Genomic DNA, 24,734 nt, shown 5'->3' on the forward strand with positions numbered 1-24,734 from the left:
CGGGTTGATGCCTAACGGTTTGCCCTGATGCGCCGCCGGGTCGCGATGCTGGCGCTGGCCGACCAGGGCGGCATTGCCGCCCAAGTGGCGGTGATGGAGCCGACCGGCATGGACACTTTCGTCGCCTGCCGCCACGAAGGGGTCGAACTCTCGGCTGTGTTCCGCGAGCGCCACGACTTCGCGCCCGGCACCACGATCCACCTGCAACCCGACCTTCAGCGCGCGCATCTCTTCGACGCCGGCACCGGCCAACGGCAAAAGTAATAGCCTCGGACTGTCGCCCGATCGAGGAATATCCAGACCATGTCCCAGACCCCACCCCTTCCGGCCCAGGGCTTGCACCCCACGCACGACCAGATGCTGCGCCACCTGCGCCGCTCCAACGCGGTGGCCCAGCGCGCCGTCGCGCTCGGCCATCACCCCTTCGGCGCCGTGCTGGTCGGTCCCGACCAGGAGACCGTGCTGCTGGAGCAATGCAACATCGACACCGTCAACCACGCCGAGTCGACGCTGGCACGCGTCGCCGCGACCAACTTCACGCCCGAGTTCCTGTGGGGCTGCACGCTCTACACGGCGGTCGAGCCCTGCTGCATGTGCGCCGGCACCGCCTACTGGGCCAACATCGGCCGCGTGGTGTTCTGCATGACCGAGGCGCAACTGCTCGCCGAGACCGGCAGCCATGCCGAGAACCCGACGATGAGCGTGCCGTCGCGCTACGTCTTCGACCATTGCCAGAAGCCGGTGGAGCTGATCGGTCCGGTGGCCGAGATCGCGCAGGAGACGATCGCGATGCAGCGCGCCTTCTGGGCTGCGCGCTGAGTGTTCGCTGGTTGCCGGCAATAACGAAATGACGCCCGGCCCGCATCCGCGCGGAACATGGCGGGCGTTGCGTGATCCAACAACATGCCGTTTGGGGCGCCAGTACGCGCTCGCCGGCGGCAGGAGGTGTGTCATGAAGCAACTGAAACATTGGCAGGATGTGGTCAATGCCCTGCTGGGCGTCTGGGTCGTTCTTTCGCCATGGGTCTTGGGCTTCCAGGACACGCGGACAGCCATGGTCAACGCCGTGGTCGTCGGCGTGGCGCTGGTTGCGGCCGCGCTCGGCGCAATGCTGGTGCCGCGCGCATGGGAAGAGTGGACCGAGTGCGTGCTGGGCGCATGGCTGGTGATCTCCCCCTGGGTGCTGGGCTTCGACGCGCAGCGCGATGCGATGCTCGCCGCGGTGTGCAGCGGCCTGGTGATCGCGGTGCTGGCGCTCTGGACGCTCTGGACCGACAAGGACTACAGCGGCTGGCTGCACGGCGCGGCGCATTGAGCGAGACGCCGGGCCGCCCCAAGGCGGCCTGCGGCCCCCTTGAGGGGGCAGCGACCACATGAAGTGAGGAAGCGTGGGGGCTCAGGCCGACGCCGGGCCGCCCCAAGGCGGCCTGCGGCCCCCTTGGGGGCAGCGACCACACGAAGTGAGGGAGCGTGGGGGCTCAGGCCGACGCCGGGCCGCCCCAAGGCGGCCTGCGGCCCCCTTGGGGGGCAGCGACCACACGAAGTGAGGGAGCGTGGGGGCTCTTTCACCCCGGCAATGCCGCTTTCGGCCGGTCGCCGCGCGCGTCGCGCCCCGGCCGCAACTGGATGACCAGCGCAACCAGGCCATCGGCCATGCGCTGGTAGGCAGCGCCGCTGCCCATCAGGAAACGGGCGTCGAAGAGGGTCGACAGCATCTCCAGGTGCTCGACCGTCCTGTCGACATGCCGCACTTTCGGGCTCAGGTTCTCCAGCGCTGCGCGATAGGCCTGGAGCACGTCGTTCAGCGCCGCCTCGCCGGCGGCGCCCGGTGCCGCGAGGCTGCCGTCGCGCAGCCGTTCGACCAGCACCGCCTCCGGGCTCATGACCACGTCCCAGGGATCGCCGCCGGCGGCATAGAGGCGCGACACGGCCTGGCCGCATTGCCGGGCCAGGGCCACGCCGGCCGACATCTCGTCGGCCTCGTCCCAGCCGTCGAGCGCGACCCGCAGCGCCAGGCCGTGCAAGGCGTAGCAGGGCCTGAAGCCGTCGTCCCCCGGCACCCCCTGCGCCCGCGAGTAGGCCTGCAGGCCGGCGGCGGCCGCCTCGGCCATCGCATCCCGCCAGGGGGCCCGCTGGGTCGCGCTGGCGTCGAGGCGGAGCAGCCGCTGCGCGAACACCACGGCCCGCCGCTTGTGGGCGCTGGCCAGCAAGGCGAAGCGGTCGGCGTTGAGGATCGCCGCCGGGCCGGAATGGAGGAGGCCCGCGTTGGACACCAGCTTGTCCAGCGACAGCAGCCGTTCGATGCCGTTTTCGATCAGCGACAGGCCCTCGGGGCCGGGCCGCGGGCTGCGCGCCTTGCCGCCTTGCTGTTCGGCGCGGATGCGGTTGACGTCCTGCTCGGCGCGCGCGGCACCGAGTTCGATCTCGACTGCCGCCAGCTGCTCGATGTCGCGGATCGGCACCCGGCCCTGCGGGTCGACCGACTGGATCGCCGACAGCAGCGCCTGGTGTGCCTGCTCGATGCAGCCGAGATCACGCCAGGTGGCGCCGAGCGCCGACTGCAGCGCCGGCAGCCGCAGCCAGGCCGGCGGGCAGCGCTTGTCGCACGCCACCTCGATGGCCCTGATACGCGCCTGCCGGTCGCTCTCGAGCTGGCGGTCGGGCCGGCGCGAGGCCTCCACCCGTGCGCGGGCCAGCTCGTCGAGCATCTCGTCGAGCGAGACGAAGGTGCTGCTGCCCTTCGACGCGCCGGCAACGCCATCGGCATCGGTCTCGGCCAGCCAGAGCGGGTCGCCATAGGCCTGGAAGGCACCCCAGGTCACGTTGTCGGGCCGGGCGGCCCAGAGCGCCTGCCGCGCTTCGAAGACCGCATTGCCGAAGGGCCGCCGGTCTTGCAGCAACGCCTGGTAGAAGACCTCGCCGAACTGCTGCGCCAGCTTGTCGTCGACCGCCCAGCCGGCCACCACCACGCAGCGCACGCCGATGTCCATCAGCTCGCGCGCCACGCTGGAGGCCAGCTTGTTGCCGTCGCGCACCGTGGGTCCGGCCGGCGCGCCGGCGTCGATCTGCCCGAGGTGGCAGCAGTTGAGGAACACCAGCTCCGGCACCGATTCCATCGCCGCGATCTCGGCCGCGGTGATCAGCAGGCCGCCCGAGAGCACCACGCCGCTGCGCCGAAGGCCATCGGCGTGCAGCTGGTCGAAGACACCGTGGGCCGACACGTGCAGGATCCGGTAGGGCTTGCGGTAGAGCTTGGCCAGCACGTCGGAGGCCAGGTTGTGGTCCCCGATCGCGCGGCTGACGTCGTAGCCCATGTTGGCGAAGAGCGCGGCGATCGCGGTCGCCTCGACCTCGGCGCCGGCGAGCGCGTCCGGGTCCCTGTGCTCGGGATTGGCCGGGTCGGGAAAGGCGGCGCCGAAGCCCTGCACCGAGGGATTGCCGACCACATAGGCGTTGCGGGCCAGGCTCTGCCGCACGTCGCGGCGAAAGGCGGTGGAGGAGAGCTGCCGCACCACCGGCGTGCACAGCGCCAGCGGCAGCAGCGGGCCGTCGCCCTGCGCCTCGGGCGTGAACAGCGGGTCGGTCAGCATCAGCTCCCAGGGCAGGTTGGCGGTGGCACCGTCGACCACCAGCACGATCCGCTGCAACTGCCGCGCGGCGTCCTTGAAGTCCGGCGGCACGATCAGCTGGAACAGCATGCGGCCGAAATCGGAGTTCCAGGTCGTCTGGCTGATCTGCTGGCGCACCAGGGTCTCGATCAGGCTCGGCTGGCGCTGCTGGACCACGGCCTCGGCGCGCGCGCGCTGGCCGACATACAGGAAGCGCAGCCGGTTGGCGAGCCGGGTCGCGCCCTCGGGCCGCGCGCCGCCGGGCGGGTCGTCGGCGTCGGTCACGATCAGCCGCGGCCAGTAGCTGGCGCCGCGGGTATCGAACAGGCGCTGGCGCAGGCCGATGCCCTGCATCAGCTCGCCGCTGCAGGCGAGCATCTGATCCTTGGCGGCCGCCATGTCGGCCAGCCGCGGCGTCAGCTGCCGCAGCTCGTAGACCGCGGTGATCGCGGTGTCGAGGTAGAGCTCGACGATGTCGAGCTGCGACACGCGCACCGAGAGTCCGGTGGTGCGCTTGAACTTCTCGTTGGCCTCGACCACGCCGCGCACCAGCGCCTCGACCGAGGCCGCGATCGTGAGATTGGCCGACGAGTTGTAGCCCAGCAGCAGCGTGGCCAGCGGAACCTCGCGGTTCTCGCGGCCCATCACGTCGACCACCTGCAGCAGGTAGCGCAGCACGCCGGCGCGCACCGCGAGCATCAGCGAATCCTGGCTCAGGCTGCCCTCGTAGCGGCCGAGGCCGGTGACCACGGCGCCCGTGAGCACGCCGCGCCGGCGGTCCAGCGCGCTCGGCGCGCGCAGCACCACGGCGGCGGTGCCCAGCGGCCCGGCGTAGAGGTCGAGCGCCTTGCGCTGCGCCAGCTGGCCGTCCATCAGTTCGGTGTCGATCAGGGCCTCGGTGCCGGCCATCGAGTCGTTCTCGTAGTGGCCGACCAGGATCGGGCAGGCCAGGAAGCGCAGGTCCATCGCCTTCATGCGCACCTCGAGCCCGAGCCGGCCGCGCGGCGCCATGCGGCTGCCCGGGGTGCCGCCCATCACCGTCGCCGCCAGGTTGATGTCGTCGATCGCGTTCGGCGGACCCGGGTCGTAGCTGCGCGGCCGCTCGGGCGCTGCCGCGCGGGCCGCGGGCGGATGGCGATCGAGCCGGGCGGTGCTGCCGCTGACCAGCAGTTCGCCCAGGGCGGTGAAGCTGCCGGCAGTCGACAGCAGGTCGCCATGCACCGCCGGCAGGTAGTAGAAGCTGCCGATGTTGCCGATGCGCCCCGAGTCCCAGGTCACGGTGCCGTCGCCGCGCGCGGTCGACACCATGCGCAGGCGCTTGCTGCCGCCGCGCGCTTCCAGGCGCAGGCCGCAGGGCGTGTTGGGCGCGATGCCGAAGACGTAGATGGCCTTCTCCTGGTAGTCGGCGGGCAGGCTCGGCGCGGCCCCGGCCTTGGCGTCTTCGGTCCACAGCCAGCCGGCTGCGGCCAGCGTGCCGGCGTCGGGCTGGCCGCAGCGCTGGTCGCCGAACCAGAGGTCGGTGTTCAGGGCCTTGAGCGCCTTCCAGGTTTCGGCTTCCCAGTAGGGATGGGCGTCGCCGCCCTCGGGCTGGCCCTGGAAGGTGTCGACGAAGCCCGGCGCCGGCAGCAGCTGCAGCGCGCCGCGGAAGCCGGCCACGATGTCCAGCACGTCCTGCAGGTCGTGGCGCAGGTCGAGCCGGGCCAGCGCCCGCAGCGCGTTGCCCTTGCCGAGCAGGTTCTCGACCATCGAATGCGAGCCCTGGTGCGGCGTTCCGGCCATCACGAGCCGGGCGCCGTCGCGCCGCATCAGGGCGTCCATGACATCGCGGCGGCGATGGATGCAGGCCCGCACCACCAGGCCGCCCATGCTGTGCGCGAGCAGGCGCACCGGCTGCGCGGTCTGCTTCAGCAGCAGCTCGAGAAAGGTCCCGAGCCGTTCGCCCAGCACGTCCAGCGGCTGGCGCCAGTCGTAGGGGAAGGGCAGCACCCGGTGGCTGTCCGCGAGCTGCTCGCAGATGTCGCCGTAGGTCTTGCCGAACAGTTCGCCGGCCGTGACCCGCTCGGCGTCGAAGGCGATCTTCCGGAGCCCGCCGGCGGCCAGCGAGACCGGATCGAGCCAGACCCTCTGGCCGTCGGCGTCGAGGCAGGTGCCCATGACGCCCGGCAGCAGCACCACCACCGGCCGGTCGGCGCCGGCGACGCCGCGCGATTTGCCGATGCCGGCCGCATCGAGGCTGGTGAAGCCGGCCGGGAAGGCCTGGAAGGCGTCGAGCGCGTCGGGCTGCTCCTCCACCAGCCAGTCCCGCAGCGCGCTGCGGGTCTCCAGGTTGCTGAAGTAGTTGAAGTGCGAGACATCCGCGGCGCGGTCGAACAGCACCCGTGCCTGGCTCTTCGCGGCCACGCCGGCGAGCATCGCGGCGGTGTCGACCACCAGGTCGTTGTCGGTGTTGTCGAACAGCAGGAAGTCGGTCAGCAGCACGCCCATGCGCATCAGCAGGTTGCCGCCCTGGATGTCGCCCGCGACCAGCGCCATGCGCAGGCCGGGCTGGACCGCGCCGTCGCGCAGCAGGGCCGCCATCGGCGAGTCGGGCAGCATCGCCTCGAGGCCCGGCATCAGGTGCGGATTGGTGCGGTTCTTCGCGATCTCGATCACCACCCGCTTGAAGGCCGAATAAAGCGGATTGCCGAAGAAGTAGGGCACCCGGCCGATCAGCGTCAGCAGGCCCGACAGGAAGACGTCGAAGTTGCCGCTCGCGAGCCGCGTGCCCTGCGCCGGCGCGGCCACCCGGACGTAGCGATCGATCACCAGCGCCTTGTCGCGCAGCAGGGTGAACAGCGCGCGCAGCTGCTCGCGGTGCTCGGCGTGCGCGCGGTCGAGTTCCTTGCGCACTTCGGCCTCGCGGCCCTGGGCGTCGCCGACGCCGGGGAAGGCATAGCTGTAGCTGTCGATGTGCTGGTCGATGTCCTGCAGGCACAACAGGTCGCCGACCAGGCCGCCGCGCGAGTGCGTCACCAGGCTGATGCGGGCGCCGCGCGGCAGCGCGGTGGCGAGCTGCAGCGCGTTCTCGATCGGACTCTCCGACAGCGTGCGGTGCTCGAAGCCGTAGATGCCGCCGGGAAAGCGGCTCTCGAGCCGGGCCCAGAGTCCGCGGTCGCTGCGCTGCAGGTCGCCGAAGCTGCCCAGCGTGCTGGAGCCGGTGCCGTGGATGAAGACCAGCGCCGGCCGCGGCGTGCCGCCGGCACCGGTCATGCGGGCGGTGTCGTCGGCCTGCCCGCCTTCGAGCGCGCCGCCGCCGTCCTGCCAGCGGTAGAGATGCCCGGCAGGGCGCGCGAGCCGCTCCTCGACGGCCCACATCAGGGCTTTGGTGCCGAGCCAGCTGACGCCCAGGCCGGCGATGTCCGCGGGCTTGCCCTTGCGCTGCATCAGCTCGGCCAGGCGGGCCTGTGCCGCATCGATCAGCGGGTCCCGGCCCACCGCGAGCGAGATCACGCGGCTGACCAGGCCGCCGGCGGCACGGGTGAGGATGCCGCGTTGCATGACCGCGCCCTCGGCGTTCATGCGGTCGAAAAGGATCCGGCCATCGGTGGCCACCAGGTCCGGCCGGTTGCGCAGCAACGCCGCCTGCAGCCCCGCGGGGCTGGTGATCAGGGTGCCGCCGTCGGCCAGCTCCAGCACCAGCACCTGGCCGGCTTCGGCTTCCAGGTCCGCGCTGCCGCCCTCGGGCAGGCCGCGCGCCCCACCGGCGAGGTCGATGCTGGCCTTGGCTTCCAGCAGGCCCGGCGGCAGGAATTCGTCGGGCGTGCGGTCGGCGCCGACGCCGCGGCTCGCGGTCGATCGCAGCAAGGAAGGGACCTCGGGCGTGTCGCTCCTGCGTCCGGTGATCTGCAGAACGATCGCTTCGGCCATGGCGCACCCTCAGCTGAAGATCGCGCGTCCCGTGGATTCGCTGCTGCCCTGGATCTGCGGCTTCTGCGGATAGCGCGTGGAAGGCAGGTCGTCCGCCAGCGCCTGGTGCCATTGCGCGTAGGTGGCGCCTGCCGGCAGCGTGCGCAGCGCCTTCAGGGCGTAGAAGGTGAAGGCGCCGTTCGGGCGGTTCTGGAAGTCGGCGTCGTAGCTGAAGTGGCCTTCGCCTTCCTCGCAGCCGGCCAGCAGCACGTCGCCGGCGTCGTCTTCCGGCTCCGTCGCGAAGGCCGAGGAGGCGCCGTGCTTGCCCTTCTTCGGCACCGCTGCGCCCTGCGGCCCCGCGGTGGCCAGGCGCGCCTCGGGCATCCAGGCGCGCATCGGCATGAAGCGCGGCATCCGGCCGGCCTCCTTGTCGCTGTTGTCGGGCGGCGCCCGGTTCACGGTGCCCGAATGGCAGCTGTCGGAGATCAGCACCAGGTGCACGCCGTCGCGGCGGGTCTTGAAGATGGCATGGATCTCGTCGTCGATCAGCGCGGCGCCGAGGGCCCGGATGTCATGCGGACACAGGGCCTCGTCGAGGCCGTCGGCCTCTTCGCCGTCGGTGTCGTACTGGTAGGTGCCGTGGCCCGAGTAGGTGATCAGCACCACGTCGCCGGGGGCGGCCTGGCCGATCACGCGCCGGAAGCCCGCGATCATTCCGGCCTTGGTGGCCTGCTCGTCGAGCAGCTTGCTGACACTGAAGCCGCGTGCCGACAGTTCGGCGGCCCAGTCGTTGGCGTCGTTGACGCAGCCCGCCAGGTCCATGTCGGTCCCGGGGTAGTTGTTGATGCCGATGCACAGGGCGAGCTTGTTCATGCGGAGCCTCCGGTCGTCTCCAGGCATTGGACACGCCGCGGCGGTGCAAATCGTCCGCCAAACGAGGTATGGCGCACGCTAGGGTGCGGGAGGGCCCGAACCGTGCCTACTCGCAGAGCCGCCGGATCTCGGGCGGGATCGGCACCGCACGGATGCCTCCGCCTTCGCGCTTCGCCGCGAAGATGCGTACCTCTTCGCATTCGAGGATCAGGTCCTCGCCGCGCTGGACGCGGTAGGTCTGCACGAAGCTCTTTTCGCGCCATTCGGGGATCGCCACGGCGATCTGCAGCGCGTCGCCGTAGCTTGCGCTCTTGACGAAGCGCGTGTGGGTGTCGACCAGCGGCGTGCCGATGACGCCCAGCGTCCTGGCGGTCTCTTCCCAGCGCGGCACGCCGCGCTCGGCGAAGAAGTGGCGCGAGGCGGCGTCGATCCAGCGGAAGAAGTTGGGAAACCAGACGATCCCGGCAGGATCGCAGTCGCCGAATTCGACGCGGACGCAATAGCTGACTTCAATGTTCATATCGATGACTGTGCATGTCTGTGGCCGGCGCAGCCAGGCCCGTTGGTGAAACACCGCGGAACCGGCTTTGCCGGGCCGCTGGTGTTGCCCCCGGCAGGGGGCTGGGGAGCCGCGGCTCCAAGCCTGCCTGCGCAGGCTTGGACGGCTCCGAAGGGTCGCTGCCTCTGGCAGCGACTCGAGGCGCCCGACACGAAGTGAGCCAACCTGGGGGCGAGCGCATCTCACCCCATTTTCGTTGGCAGCCAGAGTGCAATGATCGGGAACGCGATCAGGATCACCAGCCGCAGGATGTCGGTCAGGATGAAGGGCAGAACGCCCTTGAAGATCGTGGTGAAGCTGACATCCTTGACCACGCTCTTGATGACGAAGACGTTCATGCCCACCGGCGGATGGATCAGGCCGAGCTCGACCGTCATCACGATGATCACGCCAAACCAGATCGGGTCGAAGCCGAGGTGCACGATCACCGGGAAGATGATCGGCACCGTGAGGATGATCATCGCCATCGCGTCCATCAGGCAGCCCAGCACCAGGTACATCAGCATGATCAGCGCTAGCACGCCGTAGCGGCCGATGCCCAGGCTGGTGAGGAACTCGGTGAGCTTCTGCGGACTCTGCGTGATGGTCAGGAAGTAGCCGAACAGCAGCGCGCCGATCAGCACCGTGAACACCGCCGCCGCAGTGCGGGTGGCCGACAGCAGCGCCTCGCGGATCTTCGGGCCGTCGAGCTTGCGGCGCAGCAGGCCGAGGATGAAGGCGCCGCTGGCGCCGACACCGCCGGCCTCGGTGGGCGTGAAGAAGCCGCCGTAGAGGCCGCCGATCACGAAGACGAAGAGCACCAGCGGCGCCCAGACGTTCTTGAGGTCGGCCACGCGCTCTTTCCAGGGCTTGAGCTCGCCGCTCGGCAGCCAGTCGGGCCGCGCCTTGACGATCAGCACGATGGTCAGGACGTACATGGTCATCGCCAGGATGCCCGGCACGATGCCCGCCATGAAGAGCTTGCCGATGTCCTGCTGCGTCAGGATGGCGTAGACCGCGAGCACGGTCGACGGCGGCAGGATGGCGCCCAGCGTGCCGCCGGCCGCGATCACCCCGGTCGAGAAGGATTGCGGGTAGTTGAAGCGCCGCATCTCCGGATAGGCCACGGCCGAGAAGGTGGCGGCCGTCGCGACCGACGAGCCGCAGATGGCCGCGAAGCCGCCGCAGGCCAGCACGGTGGCCACGCCGAGCCCGCCGCGCAGGTGGCCGATCATCGAGTTGGCGGCCTTGAAGAGCTCGCGGCTGACGCCCGACACCGAGACCAGCGCGCCCATCAGCATGAACATCGGGATCACGCCGAAGGTGTAGTCGGTCACGGTGCGCATCGAGGTCTGGCCGACCAGCTTGAGCGCCGGGCCGGGGCCGACGATCCAGGCGTAACCCGTGACGCCCACCAGGCCCATCGCCATGCCGACCGGTACGCGCAGGAGCATCAATGCGAAGAGAACCACGAAACCGAGAACGGCGATGGCATCAGTGCTCATGGGGCCCCCACGTTCGGCACTGGCGTGTCCTCACTGCCCCCCGAGGGGGCCCTCGCATCTTGGAGCGGTCCTGCGATGCTCATGTGGCCCCCACGTTCGGCACGTGCGTGTCCTCACAGCCCCCCGAGGCCCGCGCATCTTGGAGCGGTCCTGCAATGCTCATTCATCGGCTTTCATTTCAGGTTTCGTCTCTTCGAGCAGTTCGGGATGGAAGATCAGCCGGTAGGTGCGGATCGCGATCAGCACCACGGCCGACACGTCGCCGAGCCAGGCCACCGCATAGAAGGGCCAGGTCGGGATGTTCATGTCGTAGGTCAGCACGTTGTCGACGTAGGTGCCGCGCACCTTGTCGAACAGCGTGGCGGTCTGCACCGCGACCACGAACAGCAGCACCAGCGTGGCGAAGACGTCGATCCAGCGCTTCGTGCGCGGGCCGGCGGCGGTCCACACCAGGTCGACCGTGATGTGGCCGCCGCGGTAGCTGGTGGCCGCGATGCCCCAGAAGATCAGGATGCCAAGCAGCATCCGGCCGAAATCGTACGAATCGGGAATCGAGGTGTTGAAGAATTTGCGCAGCACCACCGCGAGGAAGATGTTGAGCGCGACGATCCCCACGAACATGGCGGCCAGCCATTCGATGGCATTGATCATCTTGTTGCTCATTGCTCCCCCCCAGGTTGGCTCACTTCGTGTAGCCGCCCACCCCCTGCCGGGGGCAACACCAGCGGCCGGGCGTTGCCGGTTCCGCGGTGTTCCACCAACAGGCCGGGCTTCGCCGGCCATGGGGCAACGGTTGCCAGACGCTGAAGCATCAGAGCGCCGACTTGTTCTTCGCCAGGCTGGCCTTGAGCGAATCCATCACCGCCTTCGGATCCTGGCCCACCTTCTTCACGCCCTCGGCCCATTGCGCCTCACCGGGTGCGGTGGCGCGGCGCCAGGCGTCGAGCTGCTCGGGCGTCAGCTTGTAGATCTCGTGGCCGGCCTGGCCGGCGATCTTGGCGCGGCCGGCGAACTCGAACTCGGCCCAGGGCGTGGCGACCTTCTCGGCCCATTCGCTGGTGCAGTGGTCGTCGATGACCTTCTTCTGCGTCGCCGACATGCTGTCGTACTTGCTCTGGTTCATGGCCCAGACGAAGGGCGTGACGTAGAGCGGAACATCCATGTGGAAGCTCACCACCTTGTCGATGCCGAACAGCCCGATCGAGCCCCACGGGAAGGTGATGGCGTCGGCCACGCCGCGCTCCAGCATGTCGCGCGACTCGGGCGCCGAGGCCTGCACGTTGGTGCCGCCCAGCGAAGTGACCATCTGGCCGATGGTGCTGGTCGCCGGACGGATCTTCATGCCCTTGATGTCGGTCGGAAGCAGGATCTTCTTGCGCGCATGGAAGGTGCCCGGGTCGTGCACGAAGGCGAAGCAGAACTTCACGTCCTTCATTTCCTTGGCGGCGTAGGGGCGGTACCAGGCGTCGATGGCGCCCGAGCCGCCCTTGCCGTCGGCGAACAGAAAGGGCAGGGACGCGCCCGCCATGATCGGGAAGCGGCCCGGCTGGTAGCCGGGGTTGACGTAGGCGAAGTCGGCGATGCCGTCGCGCGCCATGTCGTAGTGGTCGAAGGCCTTGCCGAGCTGCTCGGAGGGAAACAGCGTCGCCGTGATCGTGCCGTTCGACGCCTTCTTGATGTCGTCGGCCCAGGCCTGCAGCGAGGGGTTCAGCGGATGCTGCGCCGGCACCCAGCTCGACATCTTGAGATTGACCGGCTTGTCCTGCGCGACGGCGGACACGCACGAGAGGGCCAGCAGCGCGGCGAGCGCGGCGAGGGTCTGGATGCGCGATGGCTTCATTGGATGTCTCCTTGCGTGATCGATGGCGAGAGGCCGTCGGAACCGGTTATCTTCTATAAGAATCGTCCGGACCCGGCTATTCGCGTTTACCTTGGGGAGCGGCTCAGTCCGCCTGGATGTTGCGGTCCTTGATGAGCTGGCTGAACACCACGGTCTCCTTGCGCGCCACGGACTTGAAGGCCTCGGGCGTCATCGGCGTCGCTTCGCCGCCGACGTCGCGCAAGCGGTTGCGCACGGCCTCGTTGGCCAGCGCCTTGTTCACCGCGGCGTTGAGCCGCAGCCGCACCTCGGGCGGCGTGGCGGCCGGCGCGAACAGGCCGAACCAGGTGTCGTAGTCCATGTTCTTGTAGCCGCGCTCGGCCAAGGTGGGCACCTCGGGGAACAGCGTTGAACGCTGGCCGCTCGCGACCGCCAGCATCTTCAGCTTGCCGGCGCGCACGTTCGCGAACGAGATGCCCGGGTCGAAGAAGAAGTCGATCTGGCTCGCCAGCAGGTCCTGCAGCGCCGGCGCGGCGCCGCGATAGGGCACGTGCACGGCATAGATCCCGGCGCTCTGCTTGAACAGTTCGCCGACCAGGTGCGGCGTGCTGCCGGACCCGGCGGAGCCGAAGGACAGCTTGCCCGGATTGGCCCTGGCGTAGCGAACGAAAGCGTCGACGTCGTTGGCGGCCAGCCCCGGCCGGGTCGTGAGGAAGAGCTGGATGCGGCCGGTGGCGGCCACCGGCACCAGGTCCTTGTCGGGATCGAAGGGCATCTTGCCGAACAGGAAGGGATTGACCGACTCGATGCCCGTGCTGGTCAGCGCCAGCGTGTAGCCGTCGGCCGGGGCCTTGGCCACCGCATCGGCGGCCACGTTGCCGTTGGCGCCGGCACGGCTCTCGACCACCACCGGCTGGCCGAGCGTCTCGGACATCAGCGGCGCGATCGAGCGCGCCATGATGTCGGCCACGCCGCCGGGCGGAAAGCCGACCAGGATCTTCACCGGCTTGCTCGGCCAGGATTGCGCCAGCGCGGTGCCGGAGGCCGCGAGCGCCAGGGCAAGGGCGGTGCAGGCGGACAGGGTGCGTCGGCGGAAGCGGGTTGCTCGTTCGTCCATGGGGAGTCTCCTCTTTCTTGATTTCAGGACCGACGCCGGCAGCGCCGGCGTTCGCGGGCGTTCAGTGGCGATGGCCCGCCGCCGACTGCGGCGGCCGCTTCATCCAGCGGATCGGCTGCGCCTTCACCGGCCGCGGCGGTGCGCCATGGCGCACCAGCGCGGCATCGAGCGCGTTGCCGGCGTCGTCGGCCAGCGCGGCCTCGCGGGCGGCGGCGATCGCCGTGGCGCGCGCGGACGGCGAGCCATCGGCCAGCGGGGCCGTTGCCAGGTGGCCGATCACGTGCAGCAGGTTGTTCTTGCCGCGCTCGTTGGTGCTGCCGTAACCCTTGATGAGGCGGCCGCAGAGCGCGATCTCGTGGCCCAGCCGCCAGTCGCTGCGGGTGCCGGCGACGACGGCGTCGAGCCAGCGATCGATCAGCACCTGTTCTTCGGCGAAGCGGCTGCCGCGCTTGCGCAGCCAGCGCAGCGAAGCCAGCAGGCGCAGCGCCGCCATGCCGGCCACCGAATGGCTGCCGATCTTGAGCGGCATCGCCCAGGGTGTCGCGCGGCGCCGGTCCCAGGCCGTCACGCGGTGGGCGAGCGCGGCCGGCAGCAGCGCCGCGAACTCCGGCGCGCCGGGCTTGAAGTGGTCGTAGACCTTGAGGATGTCGTCCTCGCCGGCCTTCACCTCGCTGCGCACCCGCTGGGCCCGGCTGGCCCGGCTCTTGAGTTCGGCCACCCGCACGATGTCGTCGAAGGCCATCCACAGCGCGAGCCAGCGCGCCATCTCGCGGGTGGTCGCGAAGCCGTGGGCTGCCGCGGGGTCGGCCGCCCGTTCGGCCGCCAGCACCCGGGCCAGCCGTTCCACATAGCGCGCGGCGTAGCCGGCGTCCTGGTAGTCGAGCACGCGGGCATGGCCGAGCGCGAGCAGGTCGTGCACCGGCGTCGGAAACTGGGCGGCCACCGCCGACGGCAACGTCTGCGCAAGCGCGCCCTCGCCACGCGGGGTGTCCAGCAGGCGGCTGACCATCGCGGCCTGCTCGCGCGGCGTGTTCACGGCGTCGAAGGCCGCCGCGAAGCCGCGCAGGCTGGCAGCAGCCATCTTGCCGAGCTTCTCCGGTGCGCGGATGTCGCCGCCGCGCACCACGCGCTCGTACGCTTCACGCGGAAACGGGAACAGCGCGCTGCCGGCGATCGCGCCGAGCATCACGGCGCTGACCACGGTGCCGGCCTCGCGCGCCGCCGCGCCCATGTCGAACACGTGGTGCTCGCGGCTGAAGGCCTTGACGACCTCGAGCAGGCGCCCGGCATCGGCGCGGCCGTCGCCGGGCTGCATGCGTTCGGCGGTGGTCAGCGTGCGGGCCGACGAGCTGATGACGACGGTGCGTTCCGGCGCGCTCATGCCGTTGCCGATCTGGCGGGTGGTCTCGAGCAGCTCGGACGAGACGATGGCGTCGAGCGCGCCCGGCACCGGGCTCAGGCTGAACACCGGCCGCCGGCCGCCGAGCTCGGCCAGCGGCACCGGGAAGACCTCGACGTAGTAGGTGGTGGCGCCGGTGCGCTGCGCCACGCCGGGGATCGAGGTGCTCTGCGCGGCGTAGCCGGCGTGGCGCGCGGTGTCGACCAGCCATTCGGTCAGCACGCCGCCGCCTTCGCCGCCGAGGGCGCAGATCAGGAGGGTGATCGGTTGGGTTCGGTTCATGGGGTCGTCATGCGGGTTGGAGGGCGCGCACCACGGCACCGCGCAGGCTGTGCAGAAGTCTTTCGTGCCACTTGGGGTTCTGCACCACCTCGGCCCTGTAGAAGCTCGGGCACAGCGTGGCCGCATGCGCATTGGCGCCGCACAGGCCGCAGCCGACGCAGCCGTCGATCACGACGGCCACCGGGTCGACCTTGAGCGGATCGGGGTTGTCCTTGATCGTCAGCGTGGGGCAGCCCGACAGCCGGATGCAGGCGTGGTCGCCGTTGCAGACGTCCTCGTCGACGCCGTACTTCACGCGCACCACGCGCTCGCCGCGCTGAAGCAGGCTGGCGATCCACGGCTTGATCCGGCGTTGGCGCTCGAGCTGGCATTCGCCCTCGGCGATGATCACCTTGAGGCCGTTGAAGTCGCTCGTGAAGGCGTCGTTGAGCGTCTTGCGCATCTTGTCGACGTCGTAGGTGTGGACCGTGCGCAGCCATTGCACGCCCAGCCCCTTCAGCGTCGCCTCGATGGTCTGGTTCTTGTCGACCAGGCTCTGCTGCTTGTCGACCGCGCGCGCCTTCACCTCCTCGTCGGGCGTCGAGATGATGTCCTGCGTGCCGGTGGCCGAGGTGTAGCCGTTCTTGAAGATCAGAAGCACCGCGTCGTCGCCGTTGAAGAGCGCGCTCTGCACGCCGGTGAGCAGGCCGTTGTGCCAGAAGCCGCCGTCGCCCATGATCGACAACGCGCGCCGCTGCATCATCGGCGACACGCCGGCGCGGCTCGCCAGGCTCATGCCGTAGCCGAGGATCGAATGCCCCATCGAGAAGGGCTCGAAGGTGCCGAAGGCGTGGCAGCCGATGTCGGCCGCGATGTGCACCGGGCCGCTGTCCTGCTGCGCCAGCTTGAGCGCGGCGAACACCGGCCGTTCGGGGCAGCCGATGCAGAAGCTCGGCGGCCGGTTGGGCAGCGGCGCATCGAGCTTCGCCGCCACCGCGGCGCGGCGGTCGTTGTTGCCGGCCAGCCATGACCTGGCCGAGTCGTGCGAATGGTCGGGAAGGTAGCGTTGCGCGAAGCGGCCGAGGCCGGTCGCCAGCACCTCGACGCCGTATTCGCCCGCGGCCGGCAGCATGTCGCAGCCGTGCAGCGGCGTCTGGATGTCGCGCCTGCGCAGCAGCGTCGCGATCTCCTGCTCGATGTACTCGGGTTGGCCTTCTTCCACCACCAGCACTGCGCGTTTGCCGATGCAGAAATCCGCGACTTCCTCGGGCACCAGCGGGTAGGCGACGTTGAGCACGAGCAGCGGAATGTCGGTGGCGCCGAAGGCATCCGCCAGGCCGAGCTGCTGCAGGCTGCGGATCAGCGCGTTGTACAGCCCGCCCTGCACCACGATGCCGAGGTCGGCATGGGTGCCCGGGATCAGCTCGTTGAGCTTGTGTTGCGCGATGTAGCGGCGGGCGGCCGGCAGCCGCTCCTCGCCCTTGAGCTTCTCGTGCCGGAAGGTGACCGGCGGGTGTGCGAGCCGCATGTAGTCGAAGCCGGCCGGCTCTTCCATGAGTGCGCGTGTCGAGATCGCCGGCGGCAGGTTGTCCTTGCATTCGAAGCTGCCGCGCACATGGCAGGTGCGGATGCGCAGCTCCATCATGCAGGGCATGTTGGAGAACTCGGACAGGCGGAAGCCGTGCTCGACCATGTTCACCATCACGCCGAGATCGGGCCGCGGGTCGAGCAGGCACATGCTGGACTTCAGCGCGTAGGCATGGGTGCGCTCCTGGATCACCGAGGCGCCTTCGCCGTAGTCTTCGCCGACCACGATCAGCACGCCGCCCTTGACGCCCGGCGACGACAGGTTGGACAGTGCGTCGGCCGCCACGTTGGTGCCGACTATCGATTTCCAGGTGACGGCGCCGCGCAGCGGGTAGTGGATCGACGCGCCCAGCATCGCCGCCGCCGACGCCTCGTTCGAGCAGGCCTCGACGTGGACGCCGAGCTCGTCCATGTAGGGCTTGGCCTGCACCATGACGTCGAGCAGGTGCGACACGGGTGCGCCTTGGTAGCCGCCGACGTAGGCCACGCCGGACTGCAGCAGCCCCTTGGTGATCGCGAGGATGCCCTCGCCGTGAAAGGTGTCGCCGGCACCGAGGCGCAGCGCCTCGATTTCCTTGCTGAATGAGACTTCCATGAGAAGGGGCTCCTATTGGCCGGATGGTGCGGCGCAAGACGGAACGGCGAATGCCGTTCGTTGACGGATCGTGCGCATGGTGTGTCTCCTTCTCTTTGTGGGTCGGCTGCGAGGCCGGCCGCCAGTGTCGCGGGGAGGCGACCTGCGATCAATAAAATATTCGGACTAAGCAACATGAACGCCATGCATATCGATTCGATCGACCTGAACCTGCTGCGGCTGTTCGACGCCGTCTACCGGGCGCGCAGCGTGAGCCGGGCCGCCGAGTCGCTGGGCCTGACCCAGCCGGCCGCCAGCCATGGGCTGGGCCGGCTGCGGCTGCTGCTCAAGGACGCGCTCTTCGTGCGGGCGCCGGGCGGCGTGGCGCCGACGCCGCGCGCCGACCGGCTGGCGGTGGCGGTGCAGGCGGCGCTCGGCACGCTGGAGGAGGCGCTCAACGAGCCCGACCGCTTCGAGCCCTCGGCTTCGCACAAGACTTTCCGCATCCACATGAGCGACATCGGCGAGGGCCGCTTCCTGCCGGTGCTGATGGCCAGGCTGGGCGAGTTGGCGCCGGGGGTGCGGCTGGAGACGCTGCCCCTGCAGCCTGCCGACATCGCACCGGCGCTCGACAACGGCCGCGTCGACTTCGCCTTCGGCTTCCTGCCGAAGGTGCGCGACACCCAGCGCGCCCTGCTGCTCAAGGACCGCTACATCGTGCTGCTGCGGGAGGGGCATCCGTTCACGCGCCGGCGACGCGGCGGCCGAGCGCTGCTCGATGCGCTGCAGACCCTCGAGTACGTCGCCGTGCGCACCCATGCCGAAACGCTGCGGATCCTGCAGTTGCTCAACCTCGAGGACCGGGTCCGGCTGACGACCGAGCATTTCATGGTGCTGCCGGCGATCGTCCGGGCCACCGACCTGGCGGTGGTGATGCCGCGCAACATCGCCCGCGGCTTTGCGGCAGAGGGCGGCTACGCGATCGTCGAGCCGGCCTTTCCGCTGCGCGACTTCAGTGTGTCGTTGCACTGGAGCAAGCGCTTCGAGGCCGATGCGGCGAACCGCTGGCTGCGGCAGGTGATCCGGGAGCTGTTCACGGAGCGGTGAGGGGGCGGGCTCCGCTTCATGGGTTAAAAGTCTGAATTCCTGGCTGGCCCGACAGCAGCCGGTCGGGAAGTGCCTGGCACCGAAGCGTTCAGCTCACCTCGCGCGCCAGCTTCGCGCGCCTTTCGACTTCCTTCGCGCTCGGCTCGGCCTGCACAAACGATCCGAGCGGGACGTCGCCGGCCGGCACGTAGGTGCTCATCACGACACCGGTGGCCGAGGCTTGCGAAGCGACGAGCCGCAGCGCGCCGGGCTTCGCTGCGGCTTCGAACAGCCGCTTGCCGCGTCCGAGCACGACGGGGAAGGTCCACACGTTGTACTCGTCGATCAGCGATGCGGCCTGCAGCGTCTGGATCAGGTTGCCGCTGCCGATGATCTGCAGGTCTTGTCCCGCCTCTGACTTGAGCGCCGCGACCGCCGCGATGACGTTTCCGCGCAGGAGCGTCGAGTTGTTCCAATGCAGCTTCTTCAGCGTGCGCGAGGCCACGTGCTTCTTGGCCGCGTTGAGCGTCTGCGCGATCGGGTTGTCGGCCGGCTGATACGGCCAGTACGCCTCGAAGATCTCGTAGGTCCTGCGGCCGAGCACCAGCTCGCGGTCCTTGCCGTCGAAGCCGTTCATGGAGCGGCCCATGGCCTCGTCCCAGTGGTTGAACGTCCAGCCGCCGAAGGCGAAACCGCCGCCAGGATCTTCCTCGGGGCCGCCCGGCGCCTGCATGACGCCGTCGAGTGAGACGAAGGTGGATGCGATGAGCTTTCTCATGGGGCGACTCCGAGGGTTGGGCGCTGAGGCATGGACGATGGCTGTGCCATCTCCACGACGAGCGAGGTCCACTGGTGCGACAACGGCCCGGCTCAAGAATGCCACATGCCTCCCGTTCAGGCATGGCGCGTGAACCGTGAGCTGCTCAGGTCAACACCTGTTGACCCCCAACAGCGCCTTCGCTTGTTGGGCGCACGCCCCCGGAACGTCGAACGGACCACGGATACAGGCCTGGATACCGGCACCGCCCAGGCTCACAATAGGCTCCGACCCCAGGGTTTTCCCCAGCGTCACATACCAGCGTCCACATAGGCGCTATGGTGCCGGCCGTATGCATCCGGCGTCGCCAGGGACTAACTTCCAGTTGGCCCGTTTTTTGATCGTCAGCAGCGCAGCCCCACGAGAAACCAGCATGACCCCGAGCACCCAACCGATCCGTTTCTTCCATCGCGGCCGCATCGTCGATGTCAGCGGCGTCCACCCGACCCGCTCGGTGCTCGACTGGCTGCGCGAGGACGCCCGCTGCACCGGCACCAAAGAGGGCTGCAACGAGGGCGATTGCGGTGCATGCACGGTGGTGATCGGCGAGCTGGCCGAGCCGGGCGAGCAGGGCGCGGTCGGCGGCCTGCGCCTCGCGACGGTCAATGCCTGCATCCAGTTCCTGCCGACGCTGCACGGCAAGGCCCTGTTCACGGTCGAGGACCTGAAGGCGCAGTGCGGCCACGGACACGACGCCACCCGTCACGAGAAGCATTCGGTCCAGCGCCTGCATCCGGTGCAGCAGGCGATGGTCGACTGCCATGGCTCGCAGTGCGGTTTCTGCACCCCCGGCTTCGTGATGTCGCTGTGGGCGACCTACGAGCACCACCAGGAAGGCGGCACCCAGCCGACCCGCCAGCAGCTGGCCGACGAGCTGTCGGGCAACCTCTGCCGCTGCACCGGCTACCGGCCGATCCTCGACGCCGGCCAGCGCATGTTCGACCTGCCCGGCGTCCGGCTCGACACCGCCCCCGTGGTGGCGGCGCTCGCCAGCCTGAAGCACGACAGCACCTTCGACTACGCCGCCCCCCTGGGCCAGCGCATCGACCACTTCCACGCGCCGACCACGCTGGCCGAGCTCGCCGCGCTGCGCGAGGCCAAGCCGGCCGCCCAGCTGCTCGCCGGCTCGACCGACGTCGGCCTGTGGGTCAACAAGCAGTTCCGCGACCTCGGCGACATCATCTCGGTCGGCGACGTCGCCGGGATGAAGGTGGTCGAGGAGCGCGGCAGCGGCACGACGGCCGAGCTCTACATCGGTGCCGGCGCCTCGCTCGAGAACGCCTTCCGAGCGCTGGCGCAACGCCTGCCCAGCCTGACCGATGTCTGGCTGCGTTTCGCCTCACCGCCGATCCGCAATGCCGGCACCATGGGCGGCAATGTCGCCAACGGCTCGCCGATCGGCGATTCGCCGCCGGTGCTGATGGCGCTCGATGCCGAGATCGAACTGCGCCGCGGCGAGCGCGTGCGGCGCATGCCGCTGCCCGAGTTCTACCTCGACTACATGAAGAACCGCCTCGAACCCGGCGAGTTCGTGCAGGGCCTCGCGGTGCCGCTCGCCGCGCTCCGGCGCCAGGTGCGCGCCTACAAGATCAGCAAGCGCTTCGACTGCGATATCTCGGCCCTGTGCGGTTGCTTCTCGATCGCGCTCGACGGCGAGGTGGTGAAAGAGATCCGCCTGGCCTTCGGCGGCATGGCCGCGACCGTGAAGCGCGCGGCCCAGGCCGAGGCCGCCCTGGCCGGCAAACCCTGGACCCAGGGCAGCGTCAATGCCGCCAAGCGCGCGCTGGCGCAGGATTTCACGCCGCTGACCGACATGCGCGCCAGCGCCGACTATCGGTTGCAGGTGGCGCAGAACCTGTTGCAGCGCCTGTGGCTGGAAACACGCACCCAGGACCCGCTGCCGGTGGCAGCCACCAGCGTCTGGAGCGTGATGCCCCATGCCGCCCTCGACACCGTGCAAGGAGCCTGAAATGAAACACCCCCCGAAGCGCCTGCGGCGCCTCCCCCCTCAAGGGGGGCGATACCGGCGGCCCGGCATAGCCGGTTCCGCGGTATCCCTGGTATTCGGCTGCGCCGGTTTCATGCGTCGCGGGTCACGCGATCGCGTAGTGGAGCATTGACATGAACAAACCTCTTGATCCCAGCCTGTTCCAGTCGGCCGAGGCCTTCGCCGACTACCTCACCAATGCCGCCGCGCGCATCGACGCCAAGGCCGAGGCCGAGGCGCACGACGGCGGCGCCCGCGTCGGCATCAGCCGGCCGCACGAGTCGGCCGCGTTGCACGTGGCCGGCGAAGCCACCTACATCGACGACATTCCCGAGCTCGCCGGCACGCTGCACTGCGCGCTGGGCCTGTCGCCGGTGGCCAATGGCCGGCTCAAGGGCCTCCGGCTGGACGCGATCCGCGCGATGCCGGGCGTGGTCGCCGTGCTCACGGCGGCCGATATCCCGGGCAGCAACGACTGCGGCTCGATCGTCCACGACGACCCGATCCTCTGCAGCGGCGACATCCGCTACCTGGGCCAGCCGGTGTTCGCGGTGATCGCCGAGACGCGCGACGCCGCCCGCCGTGCCGCGGCCGGCGCCAGGGACGCGCTCGACATCGAGGCCGAGCCGCCGGTGCTGACCCCGCAGGACGCGCACGCCAGGGGCCAGTACGTCGTGCCGCCGATGCACCTAGTGCGCAGCACGAACGAGGGCGGCGCCCAGGCCGCGATCGCCAAGGCGCCGCATCGCCTGAAGGCGGAGCTGGATGTCGGCGGCCAGGAGCAGTTCTACCTCGAAGGCCAGATCAGCTACGCGATCCCGAAGGAGGGCGGCGCGCTGCATGTCCATTGCTCGACCCAGCATCCGAGCGAGATGCAGCACCTGGTGGCGCATGCCCTGCACCTGCAGGCGAACGAGGTGCACGTCGAGTGCCGGCGCATGGGCGGCGGCTTCGGCGGCAAGGAATCGCAGTCGGCGCTGTTCGCCTGCGTGGCGTCGATCGCTGCAGCGAGGCTGCAGCGCCCGGTCAAGCTGCGGCTGGACCGCGACGACGACTTCATGATCACCGGCCGGCGCCACTGCTTCTGGTACGAATACGAGGTCGGCTACGACGACGAGGGCCGCATCCTCGGCGCCGAGATCTCGATGGTCTCGCGCGCCGGCCACTCGGCCGACCTGTCCGGCCCCGTGATGACGCGCGCGCTGTGCCATTTCGACAATGCCTACTGGCTGCCCGACGTCGCCATGCACGGCTACTCGGGCAAGACCCACACGCAGAGCAACACCGCCTTCCGCGGCTTCGGCGGGCCCCAGGGCGCGATCGCGATCGAGAACATCCTCGACAGCGTGGCGCGCGAACTCGGCCGCGACCCGCTCGACGTCCGGCGCATCAACTTCTACGGCAAGGGCGAGAACAACGTCACGCCCTACGGCCAGACGGTCAGCGACAACATCATCCATGAGCTGGTGGCCGATCTGGAGGCCAGCAGCGGCTACCGCGCGCGGCGCGGGGAGATCGCGGCCTTCAATGCGAGGAGCCCGGTGCTCAAGCGCGGCATCGCGCTGGCCCCGCTCAAGTTCGGCATCTCGTTCAACGTCAAGCACTTCAACCAGGCCGGCGCGCTGGTCCATGTCTACACCGACGGCTCGATCCTCGTGAACCACGGCGGCACCGAGATGGGGCAGGGCCTCAACACCAAGGTGGCGCAGGTGGTGGCGCACGAGCTCGGCGTCAGCTTCGAGAGCGTGCGGGTCACGGCCACCGACACCCAGAAGGTGGCCAACACCTCGGCCACCGCCGCCTCGACCGGCGCCGACCTCAACGGCAAGGCGGCGCAGGACGCGGCGCGCCAGATTCGCGAGCGGCTGGCCGCCTGCGCCGCGGCGCGCCACGGCGGCGACGCTTCGCAGGTGCGCTTCGCCAACGACAAGGTCGAGGTCAACGGCCGCACGCTGCCCTTCGGCACGGTGGTCGGCGAGGCCTACCTCGACCGCGTGCAGCTCTGGTCCGACGGCTTCTATGCCACGCCGGGCCTTTCCTGGGACAAGGACCGGATGTTCGGCCGGCCGTTCTATTACTTCGCCTACGGCGCGGCCGTGAGCGAGGTGGTCGTCGACACGCTGACCGGCGAGTGGAAGCTGCTGCGCGCCGACATCCTGCACGATGCCGGCAAGTCGCTGAACCCGGCGGTCGACATCGGCCAGGTCGAGGGCGCCTTCATCCAGGGCATGGGCTGGCTCACCACCGAAGAGCTGGTCTGGCACCCCAAGACCGGCCTGCTGACCACGCATGCGCCCAGCACCTACAAGATCCCGACCGCCAACGACTGCCCGCCGGTGTTCAACGTGCGGCTGTTCGAGGGCCAGAACGTCGAGGACTCGATCCACCGCAGCAAGGCGGTCGGCGAGCCGCCGCTCTTGCTGCCGTTCTCGGTCTTCTTCGCGATCCGCGACGCGGTGTCGGCGGCCGGCGACCACAAGGTCGACCCGCCGCTGCGGGCGCCGGCCACCAGCGAGGCGATCCTGAACGCGATCACCGCGGTGCAGGCCGGCGCCTGAGGGCCTTTTCATGTGATTGCCGCGCTGTATAACTGCCCGCACATTCCAGACCATGGCGGGCAGACATGAGAGACCAGGCGCTTCTCGACAAGATCGATCTTCATCTCATCAGGGTTCTTCACACCGTGCTGACCGACCGCAGCGTCTCGCGAGCCGCCATCCGATTGGGGATGTACCAGCCCGCCGTCTCGGCCGCCCTGAAGCGGCTGCGAGAGCTCTCGGGCGATCCGCTGCTGGTGCGCTCGGGCTCGGGCATGGTGCCGACCGATGCCGGGCTGCGCATGATCGAGCCGGCGGCCGCCATCCTGCGCTCGGCCGAGGTCCTGTTCAGCGACGCCCGCGGCTTCGATCCGCAGACCGCGGCCACCACCTTCCGGATCGCCGCCAGCGACTACATGGACCCGCAGTTCCTGCCGATGCTGGTGGCGCAGATCAAGAGCCAGGCGCCGCTGTGCCACATCGAGATCCATCCGCTGTCCTCCGACACGGACTACCACGCGCACCTGTCGCTCGGGCAGGTCGACCTGGTGATCGGCAACTGGCTCAAGCCGCCGGAAGACCTGCACATGGCACGCCTCTTCGGCGACGAGATCGTCTCCCTGGTCAGCAAGGACCATCCGGCGGTGCGCCGCGGCTGGGACCTCGAGAGCTGGCTCGCGGCCGAGCACATCGCGCCGACGCCGCTGCATCCGGGCGCGCGCGGGATCATCGACCAGATGCTCGACGAGATGGGCCGGCAGCGCAACATCATGGCGCGCTGCGCCCACTTCGGGCTGATCCCCGACATGGTCGCGTCGAGCCTGCTGGTGCTCACCACGGGCCGCCAGTACTGCGAGCGCTTCGTCAACCGGCTGCCGGTCGCGATCCTCGACTGCCCGGTGCCGCTGCCGCGCCTCATGTACTACCAGCTGTGGCACGAGCGCACCCATTCGTCGAGCTCGGCGCGCTGGCTGCGCGAGCGGACCAAGGCGGTGGCGGCGTCGCTGCGGCCGCCCCCCGGCGCGCCGGCGCCCGAATAGACCGATTCGAGATTTCGCGCCGGCGTCGCGACACGGACAGGAACGCCACGGACCCCAAGAAACGAGATGGAGACAACAGCGATGAACCGGACAGAACAAGT

General features: G+C 69.7%; 17 protein-coding genes. 7 read left to right on the forward strand and 10 right to left on the reverse strand.

Annotation, left to right across the window (positions count from 1 at the left end; translation table 11 throughout):
• Positions 1–27 precede the first annotated feature (27 nt).
• The 3 genes from AC1DYD_RS22205 to AC1DYD_RS22215 all read left to right on the forward strand — a co-directional run bounded on the left by AC1DYD_RS22205 (position 28) and on the right by AC1DYD_RS22215 (position 1,315).
• A complete protein-coding gene (locus tag AC1DYD_RS22205) occupies positions 28–264 on the forward strand; it encodes a TOBE domain-containing protein (protein WP_478174918.1) in 237 nt (78 codons plus the stop codon).
• A 39-nt stretch (positions 265–303) separates the two neighbouring features.
• A complete protein-coding gene (locus tag AC1DYD_RS22210) occupies positions 304–819 on the forward strand; it encodes a nucleoside deaminase (RefSeq protein ID WP_478174919.1) in 516 nt (171 codons plus the stop codon).
• Between the two features lie 133 nt (positions 820–952).
• The gene (locus AC1DYD_RS22215) at positions 953–1,315 is read left to right on the forward strand and encodes an SPW repeat protein (RefSeq protein WP_478174920.1); all 363 of its coding nucleotides are present in this window, start codon (positions 953–955) and stop codon (positions 1,313–1,315) included.
• A 250-nt stretch (positions 1,316–1,565) separates the two neighbouring features.
• On the opposite strand, the gene AC1DYD_RS22220 is transcribed toward AC1DYD_RS22215, so the two are convergent.
• From AC1DYD_RS22220 to AC1DYD_RS22260, 9 genes are all read right to left on the reverse strand, one after another.
• On the reverse strand, positions 1,566–7,514 hold the full coding sequence (locus AC1DYD_RS22220; protein WP_478174921.1) for a CHAT domain-containing protein: 5,949 nt from the start codon (positions 7,512–7,514) through the stop codon (positions 1,566–1,568).
• Between the two features lie 9 nt (positions 7,515–7,523).
• A complete protein-coding gene (locus tag AC1DYD_RS22225) occupies positions 7,524–8,366 on the reverse strand; it encodes a caspase family protein (protein ID WP_478174922.1) in 843 nt (280 codons plus the stop codon).
• Between the two features lie 106 nt (positions 8,367–8,472).
• On the reverse strand, positions 8,473–8,886 hold the full coding sequence (locus tag AC1DYD_RS22230; RefSeq protein WP_478174923.1) for an acyl-CoA thioesterase: 414 nt from the start codon (positions 8,884–8,886) through the stop codon (positions 8,473–8,475).
• Between the two features lie 221 nt (positions 8,887–9,107).
• Positions 9,108–10,409, reverse strand: coding sequence for a TRAP transporter large permease (locus AC1DYD_RS22235; protein ID WP_478174924.1), 1,302 nt, complete (start codon positions 10,407–10,409; stop codon positions 9,108–9,110).
• 159 nt (positions 10,410–10,568) lie between these two features.
• The gene (locus AC1DYD_RS22240; RefSeq protein WP_478174925.1) at positions 10,569–11,072 is read right to left on the reverse strand and encodes a TRAP transporter small permease; all 504 of its coding nucleotides are present in this window, start codon (positions 11,070–11,072) and stop codon (positions 10,569–10,571) included.
• Between the two features lie 148 nt (positions 11,073–11,220).
• Complete coding sequence (locus tag AC1DYD_RS22245; protein WP_478174926.1) at positions 11,221–12,249, reverse strand: TRAP transporter substrate-binding protein; 1,029 nt, start codon at positions 12,247–12,249, stop codon at positions 11,221–11,223.
• Positions 12,250–12,352: 103 nt separating this feature from the next.
• Positions 12,353–13,345 (reverse strand): Bug family tripartite tricarboxylate transporter substrate binding protein, encoded by a 993-nt coding sequence (locus AC1DYD_RS22250; protein ID WP_478174927.1) that lies wholly within the window; start codon positions 13,343–13,345, stop codon positions 12,353–12,355.
• 61 nt (positions 13,346–13,406) lie between these two features.
• Positions 13,407–15,026 (reverse strand): indolepyruvate oxidoreductase subunit beta family protein, encoded by a 1,620-nt coding sequence (locus tag AC1DYD_RS22255; RefSeq protein ID WP_478174928.1) that lies wholly within the window; start codon positions 15,024–15,026, stop codon positions 13,407–13,409.
• Between the two features lie 7 nt (positions 15,027–15,033).
• Positions 15,034–17,187, reverse strand: a complete 2,154-nt coding sequence (locus AC1DYD_RS22260; protein ID WP_478174929.1) for a thiamine pyrophosphate-dependent enzyme — start codon at positions 17,185–17,187, stop codon at positions 15,034–15,036.
• A 174-nt stretch (positions 17,188–17,361) separates the two neighbouring features.
• On the opposite strand from AC1DYD_RS22260, the gene AC1DYD_RS22265 reads away from it, so the two are divergent.
• Positions 17,362–18,273, forward strand: coding sequence for a LysR substrate-binding domain-containing protein (locus AC1DYD_RS22265; RefSeq protein WP_478174930.1), 912 nt, complete (start codon positions 17,362–17,364; stop codon positions 18,271–18,273).
• Between the two features lie 88 nt (positions 18,274–18,361).
• On the opposite strand, the gene AC1DYD_RS22270 is transcribed toward AC1DYD_RS22265, so the two are convergent.
• On the reverse strand, positions 18,362–19,030 hold the full coding sequence (locus AC1DYD_RS22270) for a dihydrofolate reductase family protein (RefSeq protein ID WP_478174931.1): 669 nt from the start codon (positions 19,028–19,030) through the stop codon (positions 18,362–18,364).
• A gap of 412 nt (positions 19,031–19,442) precedes the next feature.
• Here AC1DYD_RS22270 and xdhA point away from each other — a divergent pair, with 412 nt between their 5' ends.
• The 3 genes from xdhA to AC1DYD_RS22285 all read left to right on the forward strand — a co-directional run bounded on the left by xdhA (position 19,443) and on the right by AC1DYD_RS22285 (position 24,633).
• Complete coding sequence (xdhA, locus tag AC1DYD_RS22275) at positions 19,443–21,038, forward strand: xanthine dehydrogenase small subunit (RefSeq protein ID WP_478174932.1); 1,596 nt, start codon at positions 19,443–19,445, stop codon at positions 21,036–21,038.
• 152 nt (positions 21,039–21,190) lie between these two features.
• Positions 21,191–23,614 carry a xanthine dehydrogenase molybdopterin binding subunit gene (xdhB, locus tag AC1DYD_RS22280; protein ID WP_478174933.1) on the forward strand — a complete coding sequence of 808 codons (2,424 nt, stop codon included), beginning with the start codon at positions 21,191–21,193 and terminating at the stop codon, positions 23,612–23,614.
• Between the two features lie 65 nt (positions 23,615–23,679).
• Positions 23,680–24,633, forward strand: a complete 954-nt coding sequence (locus AC1DYD_RS22285; RefSeq protein ID WP_478174934.1) for a LysR family transcriptional regulator — start codon at positions 23,680–23,682, stop codon at positions 24,631–24,633.
• The last annotated feature ends 101 nt before the right edge of the window (positions 24,634–24,734 follow it).

This window comes from Variovorax sp. P4_B11 (assembly GCF_056402355.1).

Coding starts and splice junctions, on each gene's coding strand:
- AC1DYD_RS22250 (WP_478174927.1), bottom strand. CDS start 13,345: ATGGACGAACGAGCAACCCGCTTCCGCCGACGCACCCTGTCCGCCTGC.
- AC1DYD_RS22245 (WP_478174926.1), bottom strand. CDS start 12,249: ATGAAGCCATCGCGCATCCAGACCCTCGCCGCGCTCGCCGCGCTGCTG.
- AC1DYD_RS22255 (WP_478174928.1), bottom strand. CDS start 15,026: ATGAACCGAACCCAACCGATCACCCTCCTGATCTGCGCCCTCGGCGGC.
- AC1DYD_RS22270 (WP_478174931.1), bottom strand. CDS start 19,030: ATGAGAAAGCTCATCGCATCCACCTTCGTCTCACTCGACGGCGTCATG.
- xdhA (WP_478174932.1), top strand. CDS start 19,443: ATGACCCCGAGCACCCAACCGATCCGTTTCTTCCATCGCGGCCGCATC.
- AC1DYD_RS22265 (WP_478174930.1), top strand. CDS start 17,362: ATGAACGCCATGCATATCGATTCGATCGACCTGAACCTGCTGCGGCTG.
- AC1DYD_RS22225 (WP_478174922.1), bottom strand. CDS start 8,366: ATGAACAAGCTCGCCCTGTGCATCGGCATCAACAACTACCCCGGGACC.
- AC1DYD_RS22260 (WP_478174929.1), bottom strand. CDS start 17,187: ATGGAAGTCTCATTCAGCAAGGAAATCGAGGCGCTGCGCCTCGGTGCC.
- AC1DYD_RS22230 (WP_478174923.1), bottom strand. CDS start 8,886: ATGAACATTGAAGTCAGCTATTGCGTCCGCGTCGAATTCGGCGACTGC.
- AC1DYD_RS22240 (WP_478174925.1), bottom strand. CDS start 11,072: ATGAGCAACAAGATGATCAATGCCATCGAATGGCTGGCCGCCATGTTC.
- AC1DYD_RS22220 (WP_478174921.1), bottom strand. CDS start 7,514: ATGGCCGAAGCGATCGTTCTGCAGATCACCGGACGCAGGAGCGACACG.
- AC1DYD_RS22210 (WP_478174919.1), top strand. CDS start 304: ATGTCCCAGACCCCACCCCTTCCGGCCCAGGGCTTGCACCCCACGCAC.
- AC1DYD_RS22215 (WP_478174920.1), top strand. CDS start 953: ATGAAGCAACTGAAACATTGGCAGGATGTGGTCAATGCCCTGCTGGGC.
- AC1DYD_RS22205 (WP_478174918.1), top strand. CDS start 28: ATGCGCCGCCGGGTCGCGATGCTGGCGCTGGCCGACCAGGGCGGCATT.
- AC1DYD_RS22285 (WP_478174934.1), top strand. CDS start 23,680: ATGAGAGACCAGGCGCTTCTCGACAAGATCGATCTTCATCTCATCAGG.
- AC1DYD_RS22235 (WP_478174924.1), bottom strand. CDS start 10,409: ATGAGCACTGATGCCATCGCCGTTCTCGGTTTCGTGGTTCTCTTCGCA.
- xdhB (WP_478174933.1), top strand. CDS start 21,191: ATGAACAAACCTCTTGATCCCAGCCTGTTCCAGTCGGCCGAGGCCTTC.